Below are 25,321 nucleotides of genomic sequence, written 5' to 3' on the forward strand. Positions count from 1 at the left end.
ATGTTAATCTTGCCAAGGCGAGCGGTAATTCACGCCCAAGCGTTGCCAGTGAGGCAGATGTCCTTTCAATCTGGACAAATAGTCCAGCCAATCTCGTTGTTTGGTTTGGCTCCAACTGACTTCCGCTAATGCAGAAATTCGAGGGAATACCATATATTCAAGACGAGATGGGTCTGATATTTTTTCACACCATAAGGCGCACTGAATGCCCCAGATTCTTTGACGGATAGGGTCGTCATTGGGAACATCACTCAATGGTTCATAGTGGTAGGCCAGCTCAAGAGGGATAGGGTTGGCCCAGTCTACGCCCGGTTCTTCTGGTGCGTAGTCTTGTGTCATGTCGAGGTACGTGGTTTGTGCGGGTTGAAGCACTACGTCAAACCCATCTTTGGCACATTCCAATGCGGCTTCTTCGTTTAGCCAAGAATAAATAACCGTCTCTTTAGAGACTTTGTTACCGTGTTTTGCTTCTTCCCAGCCCAACATGCGTTTACCGAGAGACTTAAGCTTTTTCTCCGCGTGACGCAACAGATGCCCTTGCAGTTCTTTGGCATCTTCATAACCGAATTCTTCCATCATTGCTTGGCAACGAGGGCTTTTGGTCCAAACGTTCTTGGGAACCTCATCCGCACCAATGTGAACGTAAGGGGAAGGGAACAAATCGGAAACTTCGGTGAGCACTGTATCTAAAAACTGGTAAGTGCCATCAATGGCTGGAGAAAGCACATTGTCGGAGTAGTTTTGGATACTTAAATATTCGGATTGATCTTCTTTATCGACTAACAAGTCGGGCAAAGCTTTGATCGCTGCGCGGCAGTGACCAGGAATATCAATTTCAGGTATTACCGTAATGGCACGCTTCGCCGCGTATTCGATAACGTCCTTTATGTCTTCTTGTGTATAGAAACCATCATAAGGTGTGGCTAAATGGCTGTATTGGGCATCATTTGCCATTCCAGGTCCGCGTTTAGCACCGATGTCAGTTAACTCTGGAAACGCTTTAATCTCGATTCGCCAGCCTTCGTCATCGGTTAGGTGCCAATGGAAGTAGTTAAATTTGTAGTAAGCAAGATGGTTAATCATCTTCTTAACTTGCTCAACGCTGTGAAAATGTCTTGCGCAATCGAGCATCATGCCGCGGTAGCTGTATCTCGGGTTGTCTTTAATGGTCACACACGGAATGTGAGTATTGACCAGCTTAGCCGAGACAAGCTGCATCAAAGTTGCACATGCATGCATAAAACCAGAGCGAGATCCGGACTCTAATGTTATTGACTGCTCTTGAACGGTAAGGTTGTAATGACCTTTATCGAGCGTAGGATTACTCCTAAAGATGACATTTCCATTTTCGTTGCGTGTCAGGTTGATATTAGCTGTATGGGCTAATTCTTCTATCAGCCATTCCGTTGCTTCTTCTGCTAACGATGTCGAAACTGAAACACCGGTCACCTCAGTGAGCGCAAATGTTCCATCCTGCTGCGTAATGCTGCTTGGTTTGGGAATTAATGCGATATCTGCCGCTTCTACTTGTGGAATGCTTTCGCGCTTCTTGTAAGGAGACAAGAGAGCAATGGGCGTAATATCAACTGATAGGTTTTTCGAACCTTCGCCTTGTTTGATTTCAAGGTAGGCATCATCAATACCATCGGCAAGATAGCGAAATGGGAATGTATTCGTCGAAAATTCGATAAAGTAATGATGGTTGGCAGCAAGGGCTTCACTATTCTGAGGCGTGAGAATGCAATGGCTACCGACTTGCTCTAGATTGCCTTGCGTTAGGGTATCCGTAAGGATGTATCGATCTAATGAAAAGTGCAGTGCCCAAGAAGAAATGTCCTGATCACTCAAATTATGGAGAGTAAGACCAAAGCGAGCGACGCCATTTTGCTCTGAAAGTACAGCAAGATCGACACGATAATTCATAAATATTACCTCAGAGTAAATAGATTGTGCTCTGGTTTGCCCGCCATCATGATGCCGCCTTCAATGGCATCGTGTTTAGGTGTCACAATCCAGTTTTGTACAGGGGGAGATAGCCATTGGACAATACGTTCGCCAATACTGCCCATTAGAGCGATGCGTTCTGCCCCTCTTTTGTTCAATGCCACTAAGAACATTTCAACATCGGAAGCAGTTTGCTTAAGCATTTTTACGCCCAGTTCATCGCCTTGGTAGGCGTGCTCGAAAATAGCGGGAGAGAATTGCCCATAATCACGAGGCTTTGCTGTTTTAGACCAAGTCACAATATTGTCTATGTTATTGTCGAAATGGTTCATGACATGTTGAGATAGCTGTGTTTTTGCAACGATCCCGTCTTCAGCTAATAGTACCTGTTGAATGAGGTGTAACCCCATAACGGCACCGCCACCTTGATCCGAGATAGGAAACTCTCGTCCACCGACAACATGCTGTTCGCCGTCTTTTAGCAAAATACCGCAAGACCCAGTTCCGGCGATCATAATGGCGCCATTTTCACCATTGTGAGCACCCAAACATGCACCATAGGCGTCTGTATTCAGCACGATGCTGGCAAAAGGGTGTGGCAGAGCCATAAAATCTTGCCAGAACGATTCTTGCTCAGCCCCAGCCAATGCCATGCCAAGATGCATGTTATTTAAATCGGCATCAGATAAACCACCTTGTTTAGCGGCTTCTGTTACTGCCGTAATAATGGAATCCATTGCTAATTGGACACCTAACATGATATTGGCACTTCCACTTTTGGCTTCGCCTAGTGTTTCGCCTTGTTCATTTCTAATGCGAGCTCGACACGAGGTGCCGCCGCCGTCGATACCGACAAAATACTGAGTCATTCGTTTGAATCCTGAGGTTGACCTAAGTCTTGTGTTTGAACAGAAAACTGCGCCATGATGGCAAGCAAGTACCAAGCGCCATGCGGGATCCATTGTTCACCCCAACGCCAGTTTTGAAGCATGTCGTCTTTCTGACCTTCTGGGTTGAAAGCGATATCTTCTTCGTCGTCAAAGCCACCCGTTATCCCGTTGCAAATACCACCTTTGGCGTTATAAAAACCATATTGTGGTAAGTAATCTGGGTTGTTTTTTCCGTATCCATCTAGCATGCACATGTCATAGGGATTGAGACCAACGATCCAGTCGAGACAGCGCTGAGCATAAGCTTGAGCTTTAGTTTGCAACGATTCGGTGAGATATGGCTTGGCAAGATAAACCATGCTTGAAAGAGAACCCAAGCGAGCATTTTCGCCTTGCCACCAATACCCAGATTCATTTTCGTGTGCGACGAAGAATGCATCTCGTTTTACGCCATTTACCGACTTAACGTATTGGCGAGGATACCCAAATGGGTTATCCACGTGATGAGTGATATTAAGTTCGAACTCAACCGCTTGATTGATGACTTCTTGGATTCTTTCTTTTTGCGATTCGCGTCTTTCAATAGACAAATATTCACAAAGTGCAATAACGGGTAACCCCGCTTCTGCTGCGTGATAATAAGGGCGACTGCCATCGTCTGTGGCAGCCCAGTAATGTTCAAAACGTGCGTCGGTCAGCTGGCGTAACGATAGGCGGTTCGCCCACATTTGCGCCTCCGACAGGTAGCATTGTTCACCTGTGGAGCGGTACAGCTCAACACAGGCCATCAATGCACAATACTCATCAATAATGTTCTCTACACCATCATTGAGGTAGCGAGTATTGTACTCCTTTAAGTGCCAGTAGCCTTTTTCTGCCGCTTCTAGGTAATGTTCTTGCGAAAATTCGCCACACACATCTAGCCGAGAAGCGGAAGCTAGGGCTGCGATTGCCATTCCGCCACCTTGACGAAAACCTGCATGGTAGTCGCCTTTTTTGTGGCCGTCCTGCGTTTCGTAGGCACAAATCTCCCGTTGCTTTATGTCTTTGCTCCATTTGTCAAAGACCGTCATATAAAAGAAACCCTCCGGGTGTTGCATACGGGCTAAGAAGTCGGCACCAAACAGTGCTTCTTCTATTAGCCTCACCCGAGAATATGCTGCAAAGTCAGAGCGTTCCTCCACTAACTCTAAGCCTTTCAACATATTCCATACGACCATTGGAGTTTGTTGAGGGTTTAAAAAATTGGCATAAGACAGGTGGCTCATATATTTACTAACGTCACCTGATGCATCGTACCAACCACCTCGAACGTCGACAGTTTTGTCTGAGTTCAGTAGAGGGATAGTGCGATCTTGTTTCTCGTAAATCCCACCACAACGTTGGGATTTAAAATAATGAAGGACATCCGAGAAGGTGGTGTTCATCAACACACCTTCACGAATATCGAAGGGAGAAGATTGCAACTCATTAACTTGCAGCAAGAAGCGACCGGATTCCGAAAATTCTGAAAAGTCGATTTCGCAAAATAGCCCTTGATGCCAGTGAGCAACTTGAGTGGCTTCACCAATCTGGAATGAAGCAACTATTTCTTCAGAACCAGTGTCTATAGAGTCAGCTCTTACCAGTAGAGCTAGGCTGTCTTTTGCGAGTGCTTCGTCAACACAAAGCACCGCGTGCTTTGCGCCTGAAGCCTCATAGCCTATCTGGTTAGTTAAGAGTTGCATTGGGTTCTCCCGTAAATTAAATCAGTGAGGCACAAATCGGTGCCTCAAATATTTTGTATAGCTTGCTTCTTGTGAAGCCTAGTTTTCTAACAATTTAGTTTTCGTACAGATAACAACGGACAAAGTGATTGTCTGATAGTTGAGTAACACCCGGTAGCTGCTCTTTGCATTTATCGGAAACGTGAGTACAACGACCAGCAAACGGACAACCTGCCGACTCTGGTGTCCAGAGAGGGATGTCCCCTTTGTTGCCTTTCAACTTTTCATGGATCGATTTCTTTGGATCCGGCACAGCCGATACCAAAAGCTGAGTGTAAGGGTGTTGAGGAGCGTGAATGATCTCTTCAGTGTCTCCCCACTCAACCATATGACCTACGTACATAACGGCTAAGTCTTCAGCAATGTAACGTGCGGTTGCGATGTCGTGAGTGATGTAAAGCAAAGACATCTGCTTTTCAAACTTCATTTCTTCCATTAGGTTTAGTACACCTGCACGGATAGAAACGTCTAGCATCGAGGTTGGTTCATCAGCCAAAACGACCTCAGCTCCAACGGCAATATTTCTTGCCAAATTAACACGCTGGCGTTGGCCACCAGAAAGCTGGTGGGGGAACTTTTCTGCCGTTTCTTTTGGCGGAATCAGTCCGACTTGCTCAAGAAGATCGTATACGCGTTCTTCGAGCTCTTTTTTATTGCCAGACGTGATCTTCTTATGAATCAGCAACGGGCGCGCAATATGGTGGAAGATATTATGCGTTGGGTTCAATGAACCAAACGGGTCTTGCCATACCATTTGAACACCTTCGCGATAATGCATCATGTCTTTACGACTACTAATGCCTTGAATGTCACGACCTTTATATTCGATAACGCCTTCAGTTGGGGCGTACATTTTCGCGATCATTTTTGCCGTTGTGGATTTGCCTGAACCAGACTCTCCAACCACTGACAGACCGCGGCTTTTATACATTTTGAATGACACGTCGTTAATGGCACGCATCATAGGTTGGTTTAAGGAATTACTGTTGATAGGGAAGTCTTTTACGACATTCTTGCCTTCAACCAGTAGTTCGCCAAAATCTTTGCTCATAATTGTCTCCAGTTTCTCTTTCGCTTTTTTATTTTTTGTTGGCTCTATGCTTTGGCCGTCGCGATTGGTTGTCCATATAAATGGCAGTTAGAGAAGCGGTTTGGTTCTATTTGACGCAGTGTTGTTGCATTAGTCGTACATGCTTCGTGTACGCGGTCACAACGCGATTGGAATCGACAGCCCTGCGGAATTTCCAGTAAGTTCAGCGGGTTGCCAGGAATGCCAGTTAACTTGGTTTTTGGACCTGTTAATGGAGGGAAAGAACTTCCCAGCCCTTTAGTATATGGATGGTATGGGCTTTCCAATATTTCCTTAGAAGGGGCAACTTCAATCAATTCACCTGAGTACATGATGCCGATGCGGTCTGAGAATTCGACCATCAACGATATATCATGAGTGATGAAGAGAATGGAGAAACCAAATTCCTCTTTTAATGCGTAGATCTTTTGTAGGATTTCTCGCTGTACAACCACATCTAGTGCTGTAGTTGGCTCATCCATAATGATCATCTTAGGATTTAGCGCTAACGCGATAGCGATAACCAGCCTTTGACGCATACCGCCAGAGAATTGGTGCGGGAAGTCATTTAAGCGGCTAGGGTGGATATCAACAATTTCCAATAACCCTTCTGCACGACGGACAGCTTGTTCACGTGTCATATTGGTATGACGCATAATGACATCGCAGAATTGCTCTTCCATCGTGAGGACAGGATTGAGCGCATTCATCGCGCTCTGGAACACCATCGACATTTCACTCCAGCGGAACGACTGCATACGCTCGTCATCGTACTTAAGGATATCTTCGCCATTGAAGATAACCTGTCCGCCAGTAATGAATGCTGGTGGCTTATGAAGACGCATCAGTGAGAATGCAACGGTGGATTTTCCGCAGCCTGACTCTCCAGCCAGCCCGAAAACTTCCCCTTTACCTATGTCAAAACTTACGTGGTTACAAGCGCGGACATCGCCCGCGTCTGTAATGTAGTCCACGCACAAATCTTTTACAGAAATGAGTGGCTCAGTCATGATTACTTGTCTCCGCTCCAAAGTGCATTTTGTGGTGGAAGTTCTGACTGGCGTTCTTTTTGGTCTTGAGCGTTGAGTTTCTTCCAACGCTTCATACCTTTGTGAGAACGCAGTTGTGGGTTAGCAATTTCATCTACTGCGAAGTTAAGCAATGCAAGACCGGTAACAAGCAGCGTCAATGCCATACATGGAGCAACCAGTTCCCACCAAGCGCCAATAAGCATTGATGACGAGGTTTGCACGTTGTAAAGCATGATGCCCCAGCTGATGGTACTTGGGTCGCCAAGACCTAGGAAGGAGATTGTCGCTTCCATCATGATGGCGTACATAACTGAACCGATGAAGCTTGCACCTACAATTGGGATAAGGTTTGGCAAGATTTCAACGAAGATGATTCTCCAAGAAGACTCACCCAATACTTCTGCTGCTTTAACAAACTCTTTCTCACGCAACGCCAGTGTTTGCGATCGAATAACCCTTGCACCCCAAGCCCAGGATGTACACCCAACTATGATGGCAATGGTTAAAGGTCCTGCCTCCCCAATAAATGCCGCCAGTACAAACAGGAGCGGATACTGTGGAATAACGAGCATGATATTCATTGCGGCTGTCAGAATGTCATCGACTCGACCGCCGAAGTAACCTGCTGAGATACCAATAATCGTGGCGAGGAAACACACGGTAATACCAGCACCGAAGCCAACGGAAAGCGACACACGTGCACCGTAAGCTAACTGAGACCATACGTCACGACCCATACGAGTTGTTCCAAAAACATGGTCTGCTTTTTTCGACATCAGTAGGGTGCGGCGATCGGTTGCTAAGTTTTCTGCAACCCAACCGTCAGGGTTGTTTTGAGCAGCTTTAACAACGAAGCCAGGGTATTCGTGAGGTTTACCAGTACGCTTATCTGGCGCGTGTTTCGTAATAATAGGTGCAGCCAAAGCCATGAATAAGAATAGGCTCAGAATAACGACACCAATCATAGCAACGGGGTTGCTCCAAACTAATTTAGCGAAACCTTTCATGATTATTTGCCTCCCTTACGTAGGCGTGGGTCAAGAACCACATACAACATGTCTGCAACCAGGTTAAAGAACAGCATAAACAGGGTCATTATGAGTAGTTGTCCCTGAAGTACTTGGTAGTCACGAGCGTGAATCGCGTTGAATAGCACCGAGCCAAGACCAGGGTAGTTAAAGATGATTTCGATGATAAGCTGACCACCGATCGCCATACCAAGAGACATAGACAGTGCTGTCACACTTGGAAGTAAGGCGTTACGAGCTGCGTAGTTGAATACCACACGGTTTTCGCTCAGACCCTTACCTTTCGCCATGGTGATGTAATCTTCAGCCAATAGGTTGATCATGTTGTTACGCATGTTCACCAAGAAGCCACCGATTTGTACTACTGAAGCACAGAATAATGGAAGAACAGCGTGGTAAGCGGCGTCTTTATAGAACTCCCAGCTTGTCCATTCAGGTAGTGTACCTGCCGTGTAAGCGTAACCTGTTGGGAACCACTTAAGGCCAATCGCAAAGGTAAACAGAGCTAGCATCGCGATAACAACCTGTGGTACCGCTTGAATGATCAGCATACCTGGAGTGATGAAGGTGTCGTAACGGCTACCACGTTTCCACGCAGCGAAAATACCTAAAATAGAACCGATTGAAAATGATAGAACAACGGCAGTACCAGCTAGGAAAAGAGACCAGCCAAACGCGCTACCTAGTAGTTCGTTTACGCTAAGAGGGTAAAACTGAATTGAAGTGCCCAGTTCCCAGCTTAGGATGTTCTTCATGTAGGCAAAATACTGTACCCAAATTGGACCATCCACAAAGCCCAGAAGTTGTTTCATTGCTTCAATACGCTCAGGTGTTACCTGAACAGAAGCGTTAGCGAACATCATGGTAACAGGGTCACCTGGCATTGCTCGCGGAATGATGAAGTTCAAAGTGGCTGCAACTAACAGCGCAATAAAGTAAAACGACAAACGTCTTAAAAAATATCCCATAACTTATACCTTACTCACCCAGATTTTTTACCTGATCCTGGATTCAGGACGCCCTTTTTGGAACGAAAAACCCCCTGACGACGAGCGCCATACCTTAAACAACTAGGGAGAGGGTTTAGAGAGCGGTGCACGGAATGCGCACCGCAAAGGTTATTGCTTACTTAACTGGTTTTAGGTCCAGTACGTGAAGCAGACGCTCAGGGATACCAGCCCAAACATTTGGACGTCCCTTAGGATTCTTCTCACTCCACCAACCTGTGAAACGAGCTGTGTTGTATTGGTACATGTAAGCACCAGACATTACAGGAATCGTTACTTGGTTAGATGCGATGATTTGCTGAATACCATGAGCGATTTCAAGCTGCTCGTTTTTGTTTGCAGTCTTGTAGAAGCTGTCTAGAAGTGAATCTAGCTTGCTGTCTTTGAAGTAGTGCATTGCAAAACGAGGCATACCTGCACCTTCTTGAAGGTTTGAGTTGTATGCACTGTTCCAGTATAGGTACGGGTCAGCACCGTGGAAGTAGTTTGTGTATGCAACATCGTAAGTACCTTCAAGCATCGCTTGGTTGTACACAGAGAAGTCTGGTGTACGAGCACGTGCTTTGATGCCAACTTCTTGAAGTTGCTCAACCGCTAGCTGTACTGTGTTGTTGAAGTCAGTCCAACCATTTGGAGACTGAACCAACAGCTCAAAAGACTTACCTGATGGAGTGTCAACGAAACCATCGTTGTTTACGTCTTTGAATCCAGCTTTCTTCAGAAGAGCTTTAGCACCATCAACATTGTACGTGTTGTAGCCCTTGTACTTGTTGTGAGTCTTTTCATCAGACCATGCTTCAAACGCATAACCTAGACCAGATGCGAAGTCATTCACTGTACCGCCACCGTAGAACGCGATGTCGATGATAGTTTGACGGTCTAGAGCCATTGAGAATGCACGACGGAATTCAACATTGTTAAGTGCTTCGTTCTTCGCTGCATCTGGGTGCTTGAAGTTTACAACAAACGCCTGAGTACCTGCTGGCGGGTACCAGTAGTGGTGTTTAGGGCTTGCTGCTGCGTAAGTACGGTCGATGTCTGGAATGAATGAAGAAGTCCAGTCCATTTCGCTGTTTACAACTTTACCTAGGAACTGGTCGTTGTTTGCGATTTGTGGAACACGCAGACAATCAACTTCTAGGTTATCGTTGTCCCAGTATTGTGGGTTACGACATTGAACGTAAAGTTGAGGTGTGAAAGTAGCAATCTCTGTGAACGGACCTGAACCAACAGGGTTCTCGTTCATAAACGTTGTTGGATCTTCAACTTTAGACCAAACGTGCTCAGGTACGATAGAAACTTTAGCAATTTCGTAAGGTACATTGGAGTTAGCTTCAGTCAAACGGAAACGTACTTTGTACTCGTCGATTTTCTCAACGTTTGCAACCCAGTTGTTTGTACCGTGTTGGTCAAGAGCCGGTGTTTTCTTCACAAGATCGAAAGAGAATACAACGTCGTCTGCAGTGAACTTTTCGCCATCCGACCATTTCACACCCTTACGGATGTCAAAGGTTACGCTCATTAGGTCGTCAGACATTTTGAAGTCTTCAGCCAAACGCATAACTGGCGTGTTGCCGTGCATTTCGTTAAACACAACTAAAGGCTCGTATAGGAAGTCCCAAGTTGTGTGAAGGTGAGTTGCGCCCAAGAATGGGTTGAAGTTACGAACGAACGTGGTGAACTCTTTAGGGTGAATAGTCAGTTCACTACGCTCTGCAGCTGAAACTACAGGAGCGACGGCAGTTGCTGCAGCAACTACTGCGACTGCTAGCGCTGTCTTCTTAATATTGGCAAGCATAGCTGTTCCTTACTCATTGCTTTTATTTCACTAAATGGATGTGAATGTCATCAATTGATAAACACTCGCCGCGGCTATCCCAACATCCTCCAACTTCGAAAATTGAGAGAAGTTGGGTGGCCTATAGCCCTCGGTCAAGGCTAAGAAAACACCTTGCAGAGTAAATGGTCAAATAGGGTGTACGTTAAAAACGTTAAAACCACGTTTAACTACGTCATAAACGTCAAAATAAGCTTTAATGTGTGTTTTTTAGTCAATTTTTTTGGTGTGATCAATGTCTAATAAAGTACTGTTTTATAGTGTTGGTGTTAGTGTTTACTAACTCTTTGCTTGTTGTTTTTTATGGTGTGTTTCAGGTTTTTCTTTTTAAAGAGATCTTACTCACTATGCGGTTCTTACGTTAATTTACATCGATAAAATTATTCTGACAATTTGTTGTGACTGGCTTCTCAAAGACGTAACAAAACGGGATTTTTACCTGATAAGTTCGTAAAAACAACGAAATTAGAGGTGATTTAGGTGTGCGATTTTAAGGTTAATTTAAACGGTAAAATAACCCAGTTATTCGTGAAATTAGGCGAAAGATAACAGGGAAAAAATCCCTTGCTTCTGTAGAGGCTTTCCTTAATAAAAATACTGAGCGTAGAATAAAAAAGTACTCAATTATAATACCTTTCTTGAGGTGAAAAGGAGGCTTGAAGGTTTGCGGCCTCTTATTTAAATCAAGCTTGGATAGACTAGAATATTGAGCTTTATACGTAACAGTTAAAGTGGGATGTGATTGGAATAAGGCATTTTTTTGAGTAGAAAGAGTAACGAAACCAGCAATAAAAAGGCTTCATAATCGAAGCCTTCGTTTTTTTTAATAAACTCTTTGTTCAAATTTGAGTGCTAACTACGAAGTCAAAAGTTTTTGCAGCTTGTCTCTTAGCGTAATCAACTTTTCACGTTGACCACTAGGTGTATGGCAATGCTCTAGTATGAACTCAATAGAGTTAATGACGGTTCGCCACCTAGGCGTTTTTGGTAGTGTTTCTACCCTTAAATACTTATCAAGAGTTCGGGTTTGAAGTGTACTTCTGTCTAGGTATACACGCCACAGCCCGCTTTGTTCCGCAAAAGAGAACTTAGTCTGACCCGTTTCAGACTCCCAGTAATCGATGGCTGTCGTCATTGAATCGACGAGGATTTCTCTCATTAGCTCCTGTTTATCACCACCGCGCCCAGATACTTTGTCGGCGATACGTGTAAATTCACCGCCTAATTCTTTGAGCTGTTGGAGCTTACCTTTATCCCCTTCAAATGCGTAGCTTGATAGTGCCTCTACGGCGGTTTCTAGGTTGTTAATTCTGGCTGCGTTCAAGCCGCCACCAACATTGAAGATATACATATAGTGGATATCAGAGCCTTCTGGGAGCTTAAGGACATCCGCAGAAATGTGGTCGCGTCGATCATCGACATATACATCAATACCGCCGCAGAAGTGGTCTTCCTGAAGATTGAGGTATTTAGGTGCGATAACTTCATCGCCATTAGAGCGTTTAAGTTGCTCTTGTGTCCGTTTAAACAGTTTTGCTGCTGCTTCATTTGCGAAACGGATTCGACCATCATCCCGCAGACAGAGAATAGCTTCGGGAGCTGATTCTAATTGCTCAAGCAGCCTACCTTGTGTTTCAAGCAAGTTTGCCTCTACAAGTGCACGCTGCTTTAATTCAGCCTGAAGTTTGTCATTTTCAATTCGCCTTAGCTCTGCTTTACCTGCAGCAAGGTGAGCTTTAATACGCGATGCTAGTTCTAATTTGTTGAATGGCTTAGTGAGATAGTCATTGGCACCGCTATCAAAGCCTTTGATTCTGTCGTTAGTTTGACTTAAAGCGGTAAGCATGATGACAGGTAACTCTGAGTGGTCATAACTCAACCTGACTTGCTCACATACTTGATACCCGCTTAAGCCTGGCATCATAACGTCTAAAAGGAGCAGCTCAGGCTTCTCTTGCTGAACCAATTCTAATGCTTCAGTCCCATCTTTTGCTGTTTTAACTCTATAGCCTTCCATTTTTAGGAAGCTGTCCAGAATCTGTAGGTTCACTGGTTCATCATCAGCAACGACAATCAGTGGACCGTCTGGGTTTTCAGGTAGTGAGTTTTCATCCAGTTTGGCACTGTCCGAACTATCGGGTGCCTGAAAGTGGCTTTGTGTTGTCCCCAGTTGTTTGGATATCGAAATCTCTTCTTCAGAGGCTAAAGGTAGCGAGAAACTGAATGTGGTGCCTACTAAAGGTTGGCTACTGACATACAGCGTTCCACCCATCAGTTCAATTAACTGGCGGCTAATCGATAGTCCTAGCCCTGCGCCTTGTCGATAGCGACTAGAGTCTTGTCCTGCTTGAATCAAGGGTTCGAATATATGTTCAAGCTGTTCTGCCGGTATACCTTGACCGGTATCGACAACTTGTACTCTAAGTTTCTCGTCGAGTACGGTCGCGGAAATAACGATTTTACCTTCCGACGTGTACTTAATAGCATTACCGATTAGGTTGTAAAGTACTTGCTCAATGCGCTGAGGATCTGCGGAAACCAAAGGAAGATCCATTGGGACTTGATTAATGATGCGAATGGATTTGTTCCCCAACAAATGCTGAGATAATTCCAAAACAAGTCGAGTCGACGAGGATAAGTTTACCGCGGAGGCTTGAATATCTAGGCTGCCATAGCGCATCTTATGGTAATCGAGCAAGTCATCAACCAAAGTCGCCAGCCGCTGACCGCTGTTAATGATGATGTCGAGTTGGTGTTTCTGATTGGCTGGGATAGGACCGTTTGCGCCACTGATGAGAGCCTCGGCAATACCGACCATTCCGTGTAGTGGTGTTCTCAATTCATGCGAAGTTGTTGCCAGAAATTCATCTTTTAACTTGTTGGCGAGTTGCAATTCATCATTTTGGGTCTGAATCACCTTCAAGTGCGCTTCAAGCTCTTCATTCTGAGATTTGATCGTTAGAATTTTCTCGCGTATTGAGCGCTGCATCCGCTGGAAGCTGACACCTAACCTGCCGATTTCATCTTTACGTTTGGTTTCAAACATCACTTCATCAAGATCACCTGCCGACACTCGTTCTGCAGACCAAGTTAGCTTGAGAAGAGGGGAGGTAATAAAATTAGACAAATAATGTGAACAAATCACCACCAAGATAATGGCGATAAACATGGCGACCACAAACACTTTTTCAAGCTGTTGTATTCGCGCAAAAGCTTCTGCTTCTGTACGCTCAGCAACTAATGCCCATTCAATGTTTTGGATTTGAATATTCGTAAATGCGGCAATAATGTTTTCGCCAGAGGTGTTTACAAAGGTTTTTACTGATGTTTGATCGTTTAATGCAAGCTCGATAATCTCGGCACTTTCGTCAATTTCTTCTTGAGATACGTTAAAAATACGAGCTGCTTTATCTTCACCAACTAAGAAAGCTTTGATGGTTTTACTCGTTGCAGCATCTTCAAACAGCGACAAAAGTTTGGTGCTCGGCAAACGAAATAGCGCGTAACTGTGTAAGTATTCATGTTGCACAATGGGGGCGGCAAACCACGCAACATGTTCGTTGCCTTCTAAAGCAAAGTCCGACATAGCGATAGGCGTGAAATCTTGGTTGTCTTTGTGCTTTCTAACTTTTTCTTTTAACGCGTTAAAAGTTTTGCCTAGATTGCTTTCACTGTATTTTCCGGTATTTAGATTAGTACCATAATTGTCATATTTATTAAGGGAATAAACGACATTACCATCCATATCTACTAATAAAATATCGTCAAAATCGCTACGTTTCAGCAAATCAACGTAGCGGCGGTGATAGCGTTTGTGCATTAATCGGTAGCGCTCACTACCCTGATAGTCTTCGGACTCTGGTAACACCGACGTTTTTATTTGATCGCCAGAACCTTGTATATAACGCTGTTGTGCATAGTCTCGGGCTTGCTCAATGGTCTCGCCCAAGTTATTGAAAGCATTTATTAAACCGTAGAACCTTCCTCCGCTATTGTACGCCAGTTCAGAACGGACAAAGCCCATCACCTCAGACTCTTTGGCTTCGAAATAATCGAGTAACTGTTGTTTTTTTGTATCTCGAACTGAAAGGAGGTGAGACGTACTTTGTTCTTGTAAATCTTTACTATGGGACTGGAGAAAAAACAGCGCGATCATAGTCAGTGGCGTGATGCTCAAAACGAGAAAAGCCACCATCAACGTGTGCTGAAGACGTTTAAATTTTTGTTTTTTATTAGGTTTAAACATAAGTGTCGTTTAAAAAAGCCTATTAACAACTCAAGCCGTTTTCGTAAGCTGCGACGAAAACGACAAAACGGGAAATGACGATTTTAACGTTTATACGAGGTTTTTTTTCTTAATCAAGTAAGTGCCATATAAATCGTGGTCAATAACGCAAAAATTGAGTCTCGCTAAGCAACAGTCGCATGAGTATTGGTGCAAAAGTAACGCCAGCATGAGAGATCAGGCCGGCAGGTAAACTCAATCTGTTATGCTTTATTTGCTTGGTAAATAGCGAACTTTGTTGTTTTGTCAGCTAACTCGCAGTGACCAAATGCTTTTTCAATAATTGGAGGATATTTTAGAAAGCTATTGGCGACGATGTGTAATGTCCCTTTTTTATTCAAGTAAGCAGGGGCTTGGGCCAATAATGTTTCTGTCGCACTGTAGCTGGTATCTAAGCCTGAATGAAACGGCGGGTTAGAGATTAAAAAATCATAAGAATCATTCACATCTGAATACACGTCAGTTGCAAACACATGACCTTCAATGTTATTGGCTGTAAGTGTGGCTTTGGAGGAGGCAACAGCCAGTGCGCTGACATCACACATAGACAAGTTAATTTCTGGGAATTGATTCGCCATCGCAGCGCCAATAACCCCAGCACCACACCCGAAGTCGAGCACTTTTCCTGCTAAGTTAGGGAGCGTTTTCAATAGCAATTGAGTACCAAGATCAAATTCACCATGGCTAAACACACCTGGTAGACTTTTTATGGTTAAGTCAGCGCCGCCGATGTTTAATGAATAGCTTTTGTACCATTGCTGAATGTCAAATTCAGCGGGCTCAGAGGTACATTGCCCCCAGTAAAAAGAGCAACGGCGCGCGGAATCGTATTTCTTGATGACGCCATAAGGTTTGAAGAATTTCTCTATGCTTTTGATACCAGAACGGTTTTCTCCAATGACGACAACTTCCGTATCTGCACCGAGTTTGCTCATCAACATTGCCAACAGATATTCAGCTTCAGCTTTTGCTTTTGGCCAATACAGCAAGATGAGATCAGCTTGACTTGGCGCTGTGAATTCTTCACCGAAAAAACGTTGAATAGAGGCGTGGTTTTCGAGTTGGCGATAGTAACCATAATGTGTGGTAAATACCGAAACACTTTCACAGTTCTTGGCGAGTTCTATTGGAAACAGATCTTCTGCTTCGCCCGCAACCAATACGTGTTTGCCATTAAAATATTCCAGATTTCGCTCTGCAATTTGGCTAGGAGCGGTAAATGCTGACATGAAAGGATCTCGAAAAGAAAAATATGGTCGGATTCTCGCACAATCCGACCATAGCTTGAAGTGCCTATGAAGGAATTAGGTCAACAGATTTTAACTGTTGTCTTGTTTATTTAAGAAGGTTTGGAACTCTTCTTCATAAATAGTGAATAGCACCATGGTGACTGCAAAGATAAGTGGACCATAGATTAAACCTATTAACCCGAATAGCTGGATACCCCCTAATAGGGAGAAGAAAATCATCAGTGTATTCATCCCAGCACTGCCCTGCATTAGTAGGGGACGTAGGATGTTATCGATAGAACCAACAATGACGACACTCCATATGGTTAAGAAGATTGCCCAGCCCGTGTCACCTGTAACAAATAGGTAAATTGCTGCCGGTATCCATATTAAAGCGGTACCAACCAGTGGAATGAAGGAAGCGAATCCCATCATGGTTCCCCAAAATAGCCCGGGGAAGCCGGCTAGCCACATTCCAATACCACCAGCCAAGCCTTGCGCTATCGCAGTGAGAAATGACCCTAAAACTGCCGACTTTGATACTTTCTCAATTTCTTCAAGTAGCCTGTCTTCTTGGCTACGGGAAAGAGGAAGGATATGGCGGATTGCTTTAATGATTTTGTCGTGATCTCTTAATAAGAAGAAAAGCACAAACAGCATCAAGAAGAAATCCATTAAAAAGTTGGTCGCATCCCCAAGTACTTTGGCACTAAATGCCACTAACTGAGAACCAAACTGAGAAACAAACTCTGCGACTTTTTGGGCAATTTGCTGCGGGTCTATTGCATCAAAAGGCAGGTACTCATTAATAAAGCCGAGCGCTTTGATAACAAAAGGATGCGATGTGGCTTCTTGAATTCCGCCGTGAGTTAGCCAGTTATAAGCATTTTGAGAAAAACCGGCTCCTTGCTGAACAATGGCCGTAAATACGGCTAATAAAGGCAAAACAATGATGACAGTGAGTAACACGCAAGATAAGACAGATGCGGTATTTTTGTAGTTTGGCATTTTGTTTTCTAGCCACTCATGTACAGGAAACATAAGAAGAGAAATAATGAACGCCAAAATAATGGAGTTAACGTAGGGCTGGACAAGCAAATAGCACGCATAACCAGCAGCCAAAAGTGCGAGTACGAGTACCCAGTGACTGGAAGATAACTTGAGTTTATCTGACACGGTATTGCCTCTAATCTTTTTAGTCTGTGCATTATAATGGCGGTAATACAACTGGTTATCAACAAAAGAAAAGCGTTATGGCTTGCTGTAGAAAAGAGAAAGCGTACTCAGGAAAAAGAAGCCGTTATACTATGTGTTTGTGTACTTCTCGCTTTAGTAATTTTCAGTTGGCGATAAAAAGGGCAGCGAAGGCTGCCCTAAATAGACTGATTTTTATTAAAAATCGATATAAGAATTTATGCTTCAGAAGCAAGGATCGCAAAACAGCGGTCTGCCGCTTCCAGCGTTGCATCAATTTCTTTGCTGCCGTGCGCCAAAGAAGTGAAGCTTGCTTCAAAAGCTGAAGGTGCAAGATAAACACCGTGATCAAGCATAAGGTGGAAGAATCGCTTAAAACGCTCAATATCGCATTTTGTGACGTCTTCATAGCTCGTTACGTTAGTCTGATCCGTAAAGAAGAATCCAAACATCCCACCGACTTGGTTCACAACTAAAGGAATGCCATTTTTATCGGCCAATTCTTTGAATCCATCAGCCAGTTGCTTGGTCACGTCTGCCAGACGTTGTTCATTGCCTTCACACGTTAATTCCTGCAAACAAGCGTAGCCAGCAGCCATTGCCACTGGGTTACCAGAAAGGGTACCCGCTTGATAAACAGGCCCAGTTGGTGCGATATGCTGCATGACTTCTTTCTTACCACCAAACGCACCGACTGGCATACCACCGCCAATTACTTTACCTAACGTAGTCAAATCTGGCTGAATATTGTAGTAAGCCTGAGCGCCACCTTGTGCAACACGGAAGCCCGTCATGACTTCATCAAAAATCAGCAAAGCACCTTCTTGATCGCAGATGCTACGTAGACCTTCATGGAAACCATCGACAGGAGGAATACAGTTCATATTACCCGCAACAGGTTCTACAATAATGCAGGCAATTTCCCCTTTGTTTGCAGCAAACAGCTCTTTTACCGACTCTAGATCGTTAAAAGTCGCAGTAAGAGTGTATTTAGCAAAATCGGCTGGTACACCTGGAGAGCTTGGCTGACCAAGGGTGAGAGCTCCTGAGCCTGCTTTCACCAATAGACTATCAGCATGACCATGATAACAGCCTTCAAACTTCAGAATTTTATCTCGACCAGTGTAGCCACGAGCTAATCGAATCGCACTCATAGTGGCTTCAGTTCCAGAGCTCACCATGCGAAGTTGCTCCATTGAAGGAACCAATGTCGACACCAACTCCGCCATTTTGATTTCCATCTCGGTTGGCGCACCAAAACTCAGTCCGCGATTAGCGGCTTCTACTACGGCATCGCGAACAGCAACATGGTTGTGACCTAGAATCATTGGTCCCCATGAACCAACATAGTCGATGTAAGCTTTACCATCAGCATCAAAGATAAATGCGCCGTCAGCTCGTTCTATAAATAGCGGCGAGCCACCTACGCCATTAAAAGCGCGTACAGGGGAGTTAACGCCTCCCGGGATAATATCTTGCGCTTTTTGATACAGCTCGGCTGATTTGGTCATGGAGAAATCCTTATTTAAGTTGAACGCACGCATTGTAACGGTAACCGCGATTTTTGCATTATCCAATTTAAAGTTTTGTGTGACTTAGGTTGAAATAGGCAATACTTGAACGTAACAGTCAGGTATTAGATAATCAGCCAATAATCGAAATTTTAATAAGTCGGCGTATTGATGAAATAAGCCGCGTGAGAGAGGTCGTTGTGAGTGAATTAAATGTACCCTTGTCCTTTTCAGATACGGCGGCAGCACGTGTAAAGCTCCTAATTTCTGAAGAAGAAAATCCAGAACTAAAACTGCGTGTATACATCACTGGAGGTGGTTGCAGCGGTTTTCAGTATGGATTTACTTTTGATGAGTCCGTCAATGAAGGTGACTCGATTATCGAAAATGATGGTGTTGTTCTTGTTGTCGACCCGATGAGTCTTCAGTATCTAATGGGGGGGATTGTTGATTACACTGAAGGTTTAGAAGGCAGCCGCTTCTTCGTCAACAACCCTAATGCTACGACAACATGTGGTTGTGGAGCATCATTTAGCGTCTAGTCGCAGTTTTAATACGCCCTTTAATTCTATGAAAACCCAGTAATTTACTGGGTTTTTTCATTTTTTTGTGAGTTTACTTGCAAAACACTGTTCGGTACGGTGTATTGTTTCCGTATACTTGATTAGCATTGGGTCATTCAATGTTAATCTGAGCTTAAGGTTGCTCAGATATAATCCCCGTCTAAATTGAGTCTTTTGCGTTAGGAAGTCGTATAAGACAAAAAAAATATAACAAGGAATTTGTATGCCAGTTGCAAGAACTAATGGCTTTTTCTCTCAACGCCCTTGGCTAGTTTCCCTCATACTCGTTACTATTCTCACCGTTTGGCTTGGTCTTGGTATTCTAAAAGCGGAAGAATCACCTCAAAGTAATAAGCAAGAAGAAACCATCCCACTCGCAAAGGTTGTTGTTGATAGTTTTATAGCTCAGCCCACCGCTAAAAATATTAACCTCTATGGTCGTACCGCACCAAACCGTGAAGCCACTCTCGGCGCAGAAATCGCTGGAAAAATTATCGCGCTTAAAGCGAGTAAAGGTGACTTTGTTAAGAAGGGGCAAGCTATTGCCCAAATAGACAAGGCGGATTTGGATATTAGGCTTGAGAAAGCCAAAGCGTTGTTGACTGTAAAAGAAAAAGAATTTAAAGCAGCTAACTCTTTGAAAAAAAGAGGGCTACAAGGTGAGGTGGCTTACAGTAATGCTCAAGCTGCTTTAACCGATGCACGAGCTGGTGTTCGAAATGCACAATTGGCACTCAGTAATACTGAAGTTAAAGCACCTTTCTCTGGCTTTGTAGAAGACATGATGATTGAAGTCGGGGACTTCGTTGGTGTGGGTGATCCCGTCGCGAAAGTCTTAGATCTTTCTAAGTTGGTTATCGAGGCAGACGTCAGCGAGCGCCATGTTCATCAGCTTAAACTGAATCAACTTGCTTCTATTCGCTTGGTGACTGGCGAGATTATTGAAGGGCGCTTACGCTATCTTTCTCGTGTTTCCTCTTTATCTACCAATACGTTTGCCATTGAAATTGAAATTCCGAATAAAGGGCAGAAAACACCAGCAGGTGTGAGCGCTGAGGTTGATCTAGAGCTAGAGACTCAGCTTGCTGTTAAAGTTACGCCCGCAATGTTAGCGCTAGATGAATCTGGGAACTTAGGCGTGAAAACGGTTCAAGCCAAAGACATAGTTAAGTTTATTCCTATTCAATTGGTTAAAGCGGAACAAGACGGTGTTTGGCTGACAGGGCTAGGCAGTGAAGTGGATATCATTACTGTTGGTCAAGGATTCGTCCGTGATGGCGATTCCGTAATCGCTACTCGCCAATAAGAGGGCTGTATTATGTATTCTGTAATTGATGCAGCACTCTCGCGTAGCCGTACAATGCTGACTTTGTTGGTCTTGATTTTGGTTGCAGGAGCACTGACTTACCAAGCGATCCCCAAAGAATCCAGCCCGGATATTACCATTCCAATTATTTATGTGTCTGTTGGACACCAAGGTATCTCACCTGGAGATTCAGAGCGACTGCTTGTACGACCTATTGAGCAGGAGCTACGCTCAATTGAAGGTGTAAAAGAGATGAATTCCACCGCTTCAGAAGGTCATGCTTCTGTCATGCTGGAATTCAATGTTGGTGTTGACCTCAATAAAGCAATGGCTGATGTTCGTGAGGCAGTGGATTTAGCCAAAGCTAAACTGCCAGCAGACAGTGACGAACCAACCGTTAACGAAGTAACTTTGGCTTCCGCGCAGCCGATTTTATCTGTTGTGCTATACGGGACAGTACCGGAACGTACTATTGTTCAGGTGGGGCGCCAAATACGAGATAAGCTGGAAGGTTTCCGTCAGGTTCTTGAAGTCGATATTGCTGGTGACCGCGATGATGTTGTTGAAATCATTGTCGATCCGCTTCTCATGGAAAGCTATGGTCTTGATCAAGGCGATATCTACAATCTAATTGCTCAAAATAACAAAGTTGTTGCGGCCGGTTTTGTTGATACTGGCTATGGACGATTCTCTGTCAAAGTGCCTTCGGTTTTTGACTCTCTAAAAGACGTCTTAGAGCTGCCAGTAAAAGTCGATGGAAAACAAGTTATTACCTTTGGTGATATCGCGACCGTAAGACGCGCATTCCGAGACCCTGAAAGTTACGCTCGACTCGATGGTGAGTCCGCTGTCGTTCTCGATGTGAAGAAACGAGCTGGCGAAAACATCATTGAAACTGTTGATCTGGTTAAGTTAGTTCTAGCAGAGGCGCAGAAACGTGATGATTGGCCCTCAAACCTGTTAGTTAAATATACTTGGGATGAGTCAAAAGATGTGAAGACTATGCTTAATGATCTTCAAAACAACATTCTTTCTGCGATCATTCTTGTTGTCATCGTGATCATTGCGATTCTTGGTACACGAACGGCTTTCTTAGTTGGTGTATCCATTCCTGGATCATTTCTTACGGGATTGCTGGTTCTCGCGATATTTGGCTTAACGGTTAATATTGTCGTTCTTTTCTCGTTGATCATGGCTGTCGGTATGCTGGTAGATGGTGCCATTGTAGTCACCGAATTTGCAGACAGAAGAATGCAAGAAGGTGTCGATAAGAAACAGGCCTACCGAGATGCAGCAAAACGAATGGCGTGGCCTATTACCGCTTCTACCGCTACTACGCTGGCTGCATTTGCTCCCTTACTATTCTGGCCCGATACCACGGGCGAGTTCATGAAGTATCTACCGCTGACGCTGATTGCAACGCTAAGTGCATCTTTGGTCATGGCGCTATTGTTTGTTCCGGTTCTTGGTGGGTTGCTAGGCAAACGGCAGTACGTTTCTCCCGCTAAGCAGAAAGAAATGGTGGCTCTGCATGATGGCGACTTTGAGAAAGCGACAGGTTTAACAAGGGTATATTATAAAACCCTGTCTGTGGCGATTAAGCATCCTCTCAAAATTCTATTTTCTGCGATCTTACTGGCCGTTGCCGTAGGCTTTGCTTATAACAAAGCCGGTCTTGGTGCAGAGTTCTTCCCTGAGGTTGATCCTCCATTCTTTACGGTAAAAGTACGCTCACATGGTGATTTATCATTACGTGAAAAAGACACCATCATGCGCGAAGTTGAAGCCGCTGTTTTAGGTCACGATGAATTTGAGAGTGTTTATACCAAAACAGGTGGAAAAGATGAGATAGGGCAGATCCAAATTACCCCTATTGATTGGCAGTATCGTCGTAAAGTGACCGTAATTATCGAAGAGCTTCGTGAAGTGACAAATAAGTTTGCAGGGGTCGAGATCGAATACAAATTCCCAGATGCAGGTCCCCCAGTAGAAAATGACTTAGTCATCGAGATGTCTTCAAACCAACCTGATAACTTGGACGAAGGCGCGAAAATTGTACGCCATTGGGCGGATTCATATCCTGCGTTCACAAACTTGAATGACACATCTAGTAAAGAGGGTATCGACTGGCAAATCGATATTCGACGCGATGACGCTTCACGTTTTGCGGCGGATGCAACCTTAGTAGGAAACACGGTTCAATTTGTCACAAACGGATTGAAAATTGGTGATTACCTTCCCGATGATGCAAATGAAGAAGTGGATATTTTGGTTCGATTCCCTGAAGACAAGCGAGATATTGGACGCTTTGATCAATTGAGAGTCAAAACTCAACAAGGGTTAGTGCCAATTACTAATTTTGCAGAAATTAAACCGCACCAAAAACAAGACGCGATCCAACGTCTCGATGGGCACCGTATCATCAACATCATGGCTGACATGAAAGAGGGTGAGGAATACAACCTAGCTAATGAACTGCCTAAGATTGAAGAAGCTTTGGCGAAACTAGAGCTTCCTGCTGGTGTGGAATACAAGATTCGAGGACAGAATGAGGAGCAAGAAAACTCGTCTGCATTTTTGCAAAAAGCGTTCTTGATTGCGTTGGCTGTGATGGCGTTGATTCTGATTACCCAGTTCAATAGCTTCTATCAAGCATTCTTGATTTTGAGTGCAGTGCTGTTTTCAACTGTTGGTGTGTTTGTTGGTTTGTTGATTTTCCAAAGGCCATTTGGCGTGATTATGTCAGGAATTGGTGTTATTGCGCTGGCGGGTATTGTCGTTAACAACAATATAGTACTTATTGATACATACAATCAGTTGAGAAAGCGCGGTTTAGACAAGACCAATGCGATATTACGTACCGGAGTTCAGCGTCTTCGCCCAGTTATGTTAACCACTGTGACCACTATTTTAGGTCTTCTGCCAATGGTATTGGAAATGAACATTGACCTTATTAATCAGAAGATAGAATTTGGTGCGCCAAGTACTCAGTGGTGGTCTCAATTAGCAACGGCTGTTGCGGGTGGGCTGGCATTTGCGACAGTGTTAACACTGGTCTTGACACCTTGTTTGCTCATGCTCGGTAGGGAGCCTAAAACAGAAGTCAAATCAGACGACTCTTCTGTTATTGGAAAAACAGAGTCAGAAAAAACGGAGCTGGAATTGGTAAACGAGGCATCGTAATTTCTCTCACTACTCTCGCTTAAAAATGAAAAACGCCAGCTTAGTATCACTAAGCTGGCGTTTTTGTTTGCATGTGAAAATACAGCGAACGCTAACTTTCTTGAGGTTGTAGAAGCACTTTGTATTTATCAAGTTGCTCTAAACGAAGCTTAGAGTTGGCAATAAATGTTTGCTTCGCTTTCCCTTTTAACGATTTGGACTCAGGAAGCTTAACCGTCCGAGGGTTTTTATGTACACCATTAACCAAAAATTCGTAGTGAAGGTGCGCTCCAGTGACTCTACCAGTGCTACCCAAAGTGCCAACGGTTTGCCCCTGTTTTACTCTTTGCCCTGTTTTTACTCTACGCTTTTTCATGTGTAGATACTTAGTTATGTACGTGTTGCTGTGGCGAATAAAGACATAATTGCCATTAAACTTGTTGTAGCCAGACTTCTCAACAATCCCGTCTCCAGCCGCCCAGATAGGTGTACCAACAGGTGCAACATAGTCGGTTCCTCTGTGCGCGCGTACTTTGCCCGTCACAGGGTGTAGCCGTCGTGGGTTGAAATTAGAGCTGACATAACGGAAGTTGATTGGAGAACGAAGGAACGCTTTTTTCATTGCGCGTCCATCTTGATCGTAATAGTTACCCGTTTTTCTATCACGAATCGCTTTGAATGTGTCACCTTGGTTGGTAAAAATGGCGGCAATGATATTACCTCGTCCAATCTTTTCACCTTCGACAACTTTTTCTTCGTACAACACCTGAAAGTTATCGCCTTTTCGAATATCCAGAGCGAAGTCGATATCCCAGCCAAATATCCCAGCCAGCTCCATAATCTGATTTGCATTTAAACCGGCGGTAACGCCTGCGTTCCAAAAGTTCGACGTAATTTCTGCCTCGGCATAATTGTATTGTATGTCGACTTCTTTCTTACTTAGCTGGGAGGTATACCCATCTTCAGACCGAGTAATACTGAATGTTTCAAAGGCGTTTAACTGACGATTCAAATGAATCAGCTCATTATTCTCATCAAAGCCAAATTTTAACGTATCTCCTGGGCGCAAACGTGATAGCTGTCTGTTGATTTCTTTGTTGCTGCTAATCAGGTTATGTAAAAGACGAGGAGATAACCCTATGCGGCTAAATAGGACAGCAGCGCTTTCACCTGAACGTACTTTATGGGTTTCCCAGCGAATCAGAGAAAGGGTTTTGGGCTCGTAGCTTGGGCTTAAGTTCGCACCATCAATGGGGATTGGATAGGCTTTGCCCACTTCCAAACTTTGAGTCTTGGGTTTGAGCTCACTGGCGTCTGGAAGAAGAAACACAGCGATGATGACAATCGCAGAAAAGAAGGCAATCCATACTCGGTGCAACGGAGAAAGACGTGCGAATTTAGACATCGGAATCCATTTATTGGGTTAATGATATAAAAAAGACAATTACTGAGTCTAACTGGTTTCAAAACTGAGTGCTATTCAAGTAAGATGGCGGAAT

16 protein-coding genes are annotated in these 25,321 nt (G+C 44.2%); 3 read left to right on the forward strand and 13 right to left on the reverse strand.

The genetic code is table 11. The features are described 5' to 3' along the window. Positions 1 to 3 precede the first annotated feature (3 nt). The 12 genes from LDO37_RS03630 to hemL form a co-directional block, all read right to left on the reverse strand. Positions 4 to 1,923: a beta-N-acetylhexosaminidase gene (locus LDO37_RS03630; protein WP_126607039.1), complete on the reverse strand. Its 1,920-nt coding sequence runs from the start codon at positions 1,921 to 1,923 to the stop codon at positions 4 to 6. 5 nt (positions 1,924 to 1,928) lie between these two features. After that, positions 1,929 to 2,813, reverse strand: a complete 885-nt coding sequence (locus LDO37_RS03635) for an N-acetylglucosamine kinase (protein ID WP_126607040.1) — start codon at positions 2,811 to 2,813, stop codon at positions 1,929 to 1,931. Next, a complete protein-coding gene (locus LDO37_RS03640) occupies positions 2,810 to 4,561 on the reverse strand; it encodes a glycoside hydrolase family 9 protein (protein WP_126607041.1) in 1,752 nt (583 codons plus the stop codon). The genes LDO37_RS03635 and LDO37_RS03640 overlap by 4 nt, the downstream gene beginning before the upstream one ends. 94 nt (positions 4,562 to 4,655) lie before the next feature. Beyond that, the gene (locus LDO37_RS03645) at positions 4,656 to 5,651 is read right to left on the reverse strand and encodes an ABC transporter ATP-binding protein (protein ID WP_126607042.1); all 996 of its coding nucleotides are present in this window, start codon (positions 5,649 to 5,651) and stop codon (positions 4,656 to 4,658) included. Between the two features lie 44 nt (positions 5,652 to 5,695). Next, positions 5,696 to 6,679 carry an ABC transporter ATP-binding protein gene (locus LDO37_RS03650; RefSeq protein ID WP_101113267.1) on the reverse strand — a complete coding sequence of 328 codons (984 nt, stop codon included), beginning with the start codon at positions 6,677 to 6,679 and terminating at the stop codon, positions 5,696 to 5,698. A gap of 2 nt (positions 6,680 to 6,681) precedes the next feature. After that, positions 6,682 to 7,707 (reverse strand): ABC transporter permease, encoded by a 1,026-nt coding sequence (locus LDO37_RS03655; RefSeq protein WP_126607043.1) that lies wholly within the window; start codon positions 7,705 to 7,707, stop codon positions 6,682 to 6,684. A 2-nt stretch (positions 7,708 to 7,709) separates the two neighbouring features. Next, entirely contained in the window at positions 7,710 to 8,696 is a 987-nt protein-coding gene (locus LDO37_RS03660; protein ID WP_101113265.1) for an ABC transporter permease, read from the reverse strand. 157 nt (positions 8,697 to 8,853) lie between these two features. Next, positions 8,854 to 10,533: an ABC transporter substrate-binding protein gene (locus LDO37_RS03665; protein WP_101113264.1), complete on the reverse strand. Its 1,680-nt coding sequence runs from the start codon at positions 10,531 to 10,533 to the stop codon at positions 8,854 to 8,856. An 895-nt stretch (positions 10,534 to 11,428) separates the two neighbouring features. After that, entirely contained in the window at positions 11,429 to 14,818 is a 3,390-nt protein-coding gene (locus tag LDO37_RS03670) for an ATP-binding protein (RefSeq protein ID WP_126609001.1), read from the reverse strand. A 242-nt stretch (positions 14,819 to 15,060) separates the two neighbouring features. After that, on the reverse strand, positions 15,061 to 16,086 hold the full coding sequence (rsmC, locus tag LDO37_RS03675) for a 16S rRNA (guanine(1207)-N(2))-methyltransferase RsmC (protein ID WP_126609002.1): 1,026 nt from the start codon (positions 16,084 to 16,086) through the stop codon (positions 15,061 to 15,063). Positions 16,087 to 16,176: 90 nt separating this feature from the next. Further along, complete coding sequence (locus LDO37_RS03680; RefSeq protein ID WP_101113261.1) at positions 16,177 to 17,262, reverse strand: AI-2E family transporter; 1,086 nt, start codon at positions 17,260 to 17,262, stop codon at positions 16,177 to 16,179. A gap of 236 nt (positions 17,263 to 17,498) precedes the next feature. Next, positions 17,499 to 18,791 (reverse strand): glutamate-1-semialdehyde 2,1-aminomutase, encoded by a 1,293-nt coding sequence (gene hemL / locus LDO37_RS03685; RefSeq protein WP_126609003.1) that lies wholly within the window; start codon positions 18,789 to 18,791, stop codon positions 17,499 to 17,501. A 200-nt stretch (positions 18,792 to 18,991) separates the two neighbouring features. On the opposite strand from hemL, the gene erpA reads away from it, so the two are divergent. From erpA to LDO37_RS03700, 3 genes are all read left to right on the forward strand, one after another. Further along, entirely contained in the window at positions 18,992 to 19,333 is a 342-nt protein-coding gene (gene erpA / locus LDO37_RS03690) for an iron-sulfur cluster insertion protein ErpA (RefSeq protein ID WP_126609004.1), read from the forward strand. Between the two features lie 244 nt (positions 19,334 to 19,577). Continuing rightward, positions 19,578 to 20,660: an efflux RND transporter periplasmic adaptor subunit gene (locus LDO37_RS03695; protein WP_126609005.1), complete on the forward strand. Its 1,083-nt coding sequence runs from the start codon at positions 19,578 to 19,580 to the stop codon at positions 20,658 to 20,660. Positions 20,661 to 20,672: 12 nt separating this feature from the next. Beyond that, on the forward strand, positions 20,673 to 23,843 hold the full coding sequence (locus tag LDO37_RS03700) for an efflux RND transporter permease subunit (protein WP_126609006.1): 3,171 nt from the start codon (positions 20,673 to 20,675) through the stop codon (positions 23,841 to 23,843). Positions 23,844 to 23,934: 91 nt separating this feature from the next. On the opposite strand, the gene LDO37_RS03705 is transcribed toward LDO37_RS03700, so the two are convergent. After that, a complete protein-coding gene (locus tag LDO37_RS03705; RefSeq protein ID WP_101113256.1) occupies positions 23,935 to 25,227 on the reverse strand; it encodes a peptidoglycan DD-metalloendopeptidase family protein in 1,293 nt (430 codons plus the stop codon). Between the last annotated feature and the right edge of the window lie 94 nt (positions 25,228 to 25,321).

The sequence above is a fragment of the Vibrio penaeicida genome (assembly GCF_019977755.1).
GTDB lineage: Bacteria > Pseudomonadota > Gammaproteobacteria > Enterobacterales > Vibrionaceae > Vibrio > Vibrio penaeicida.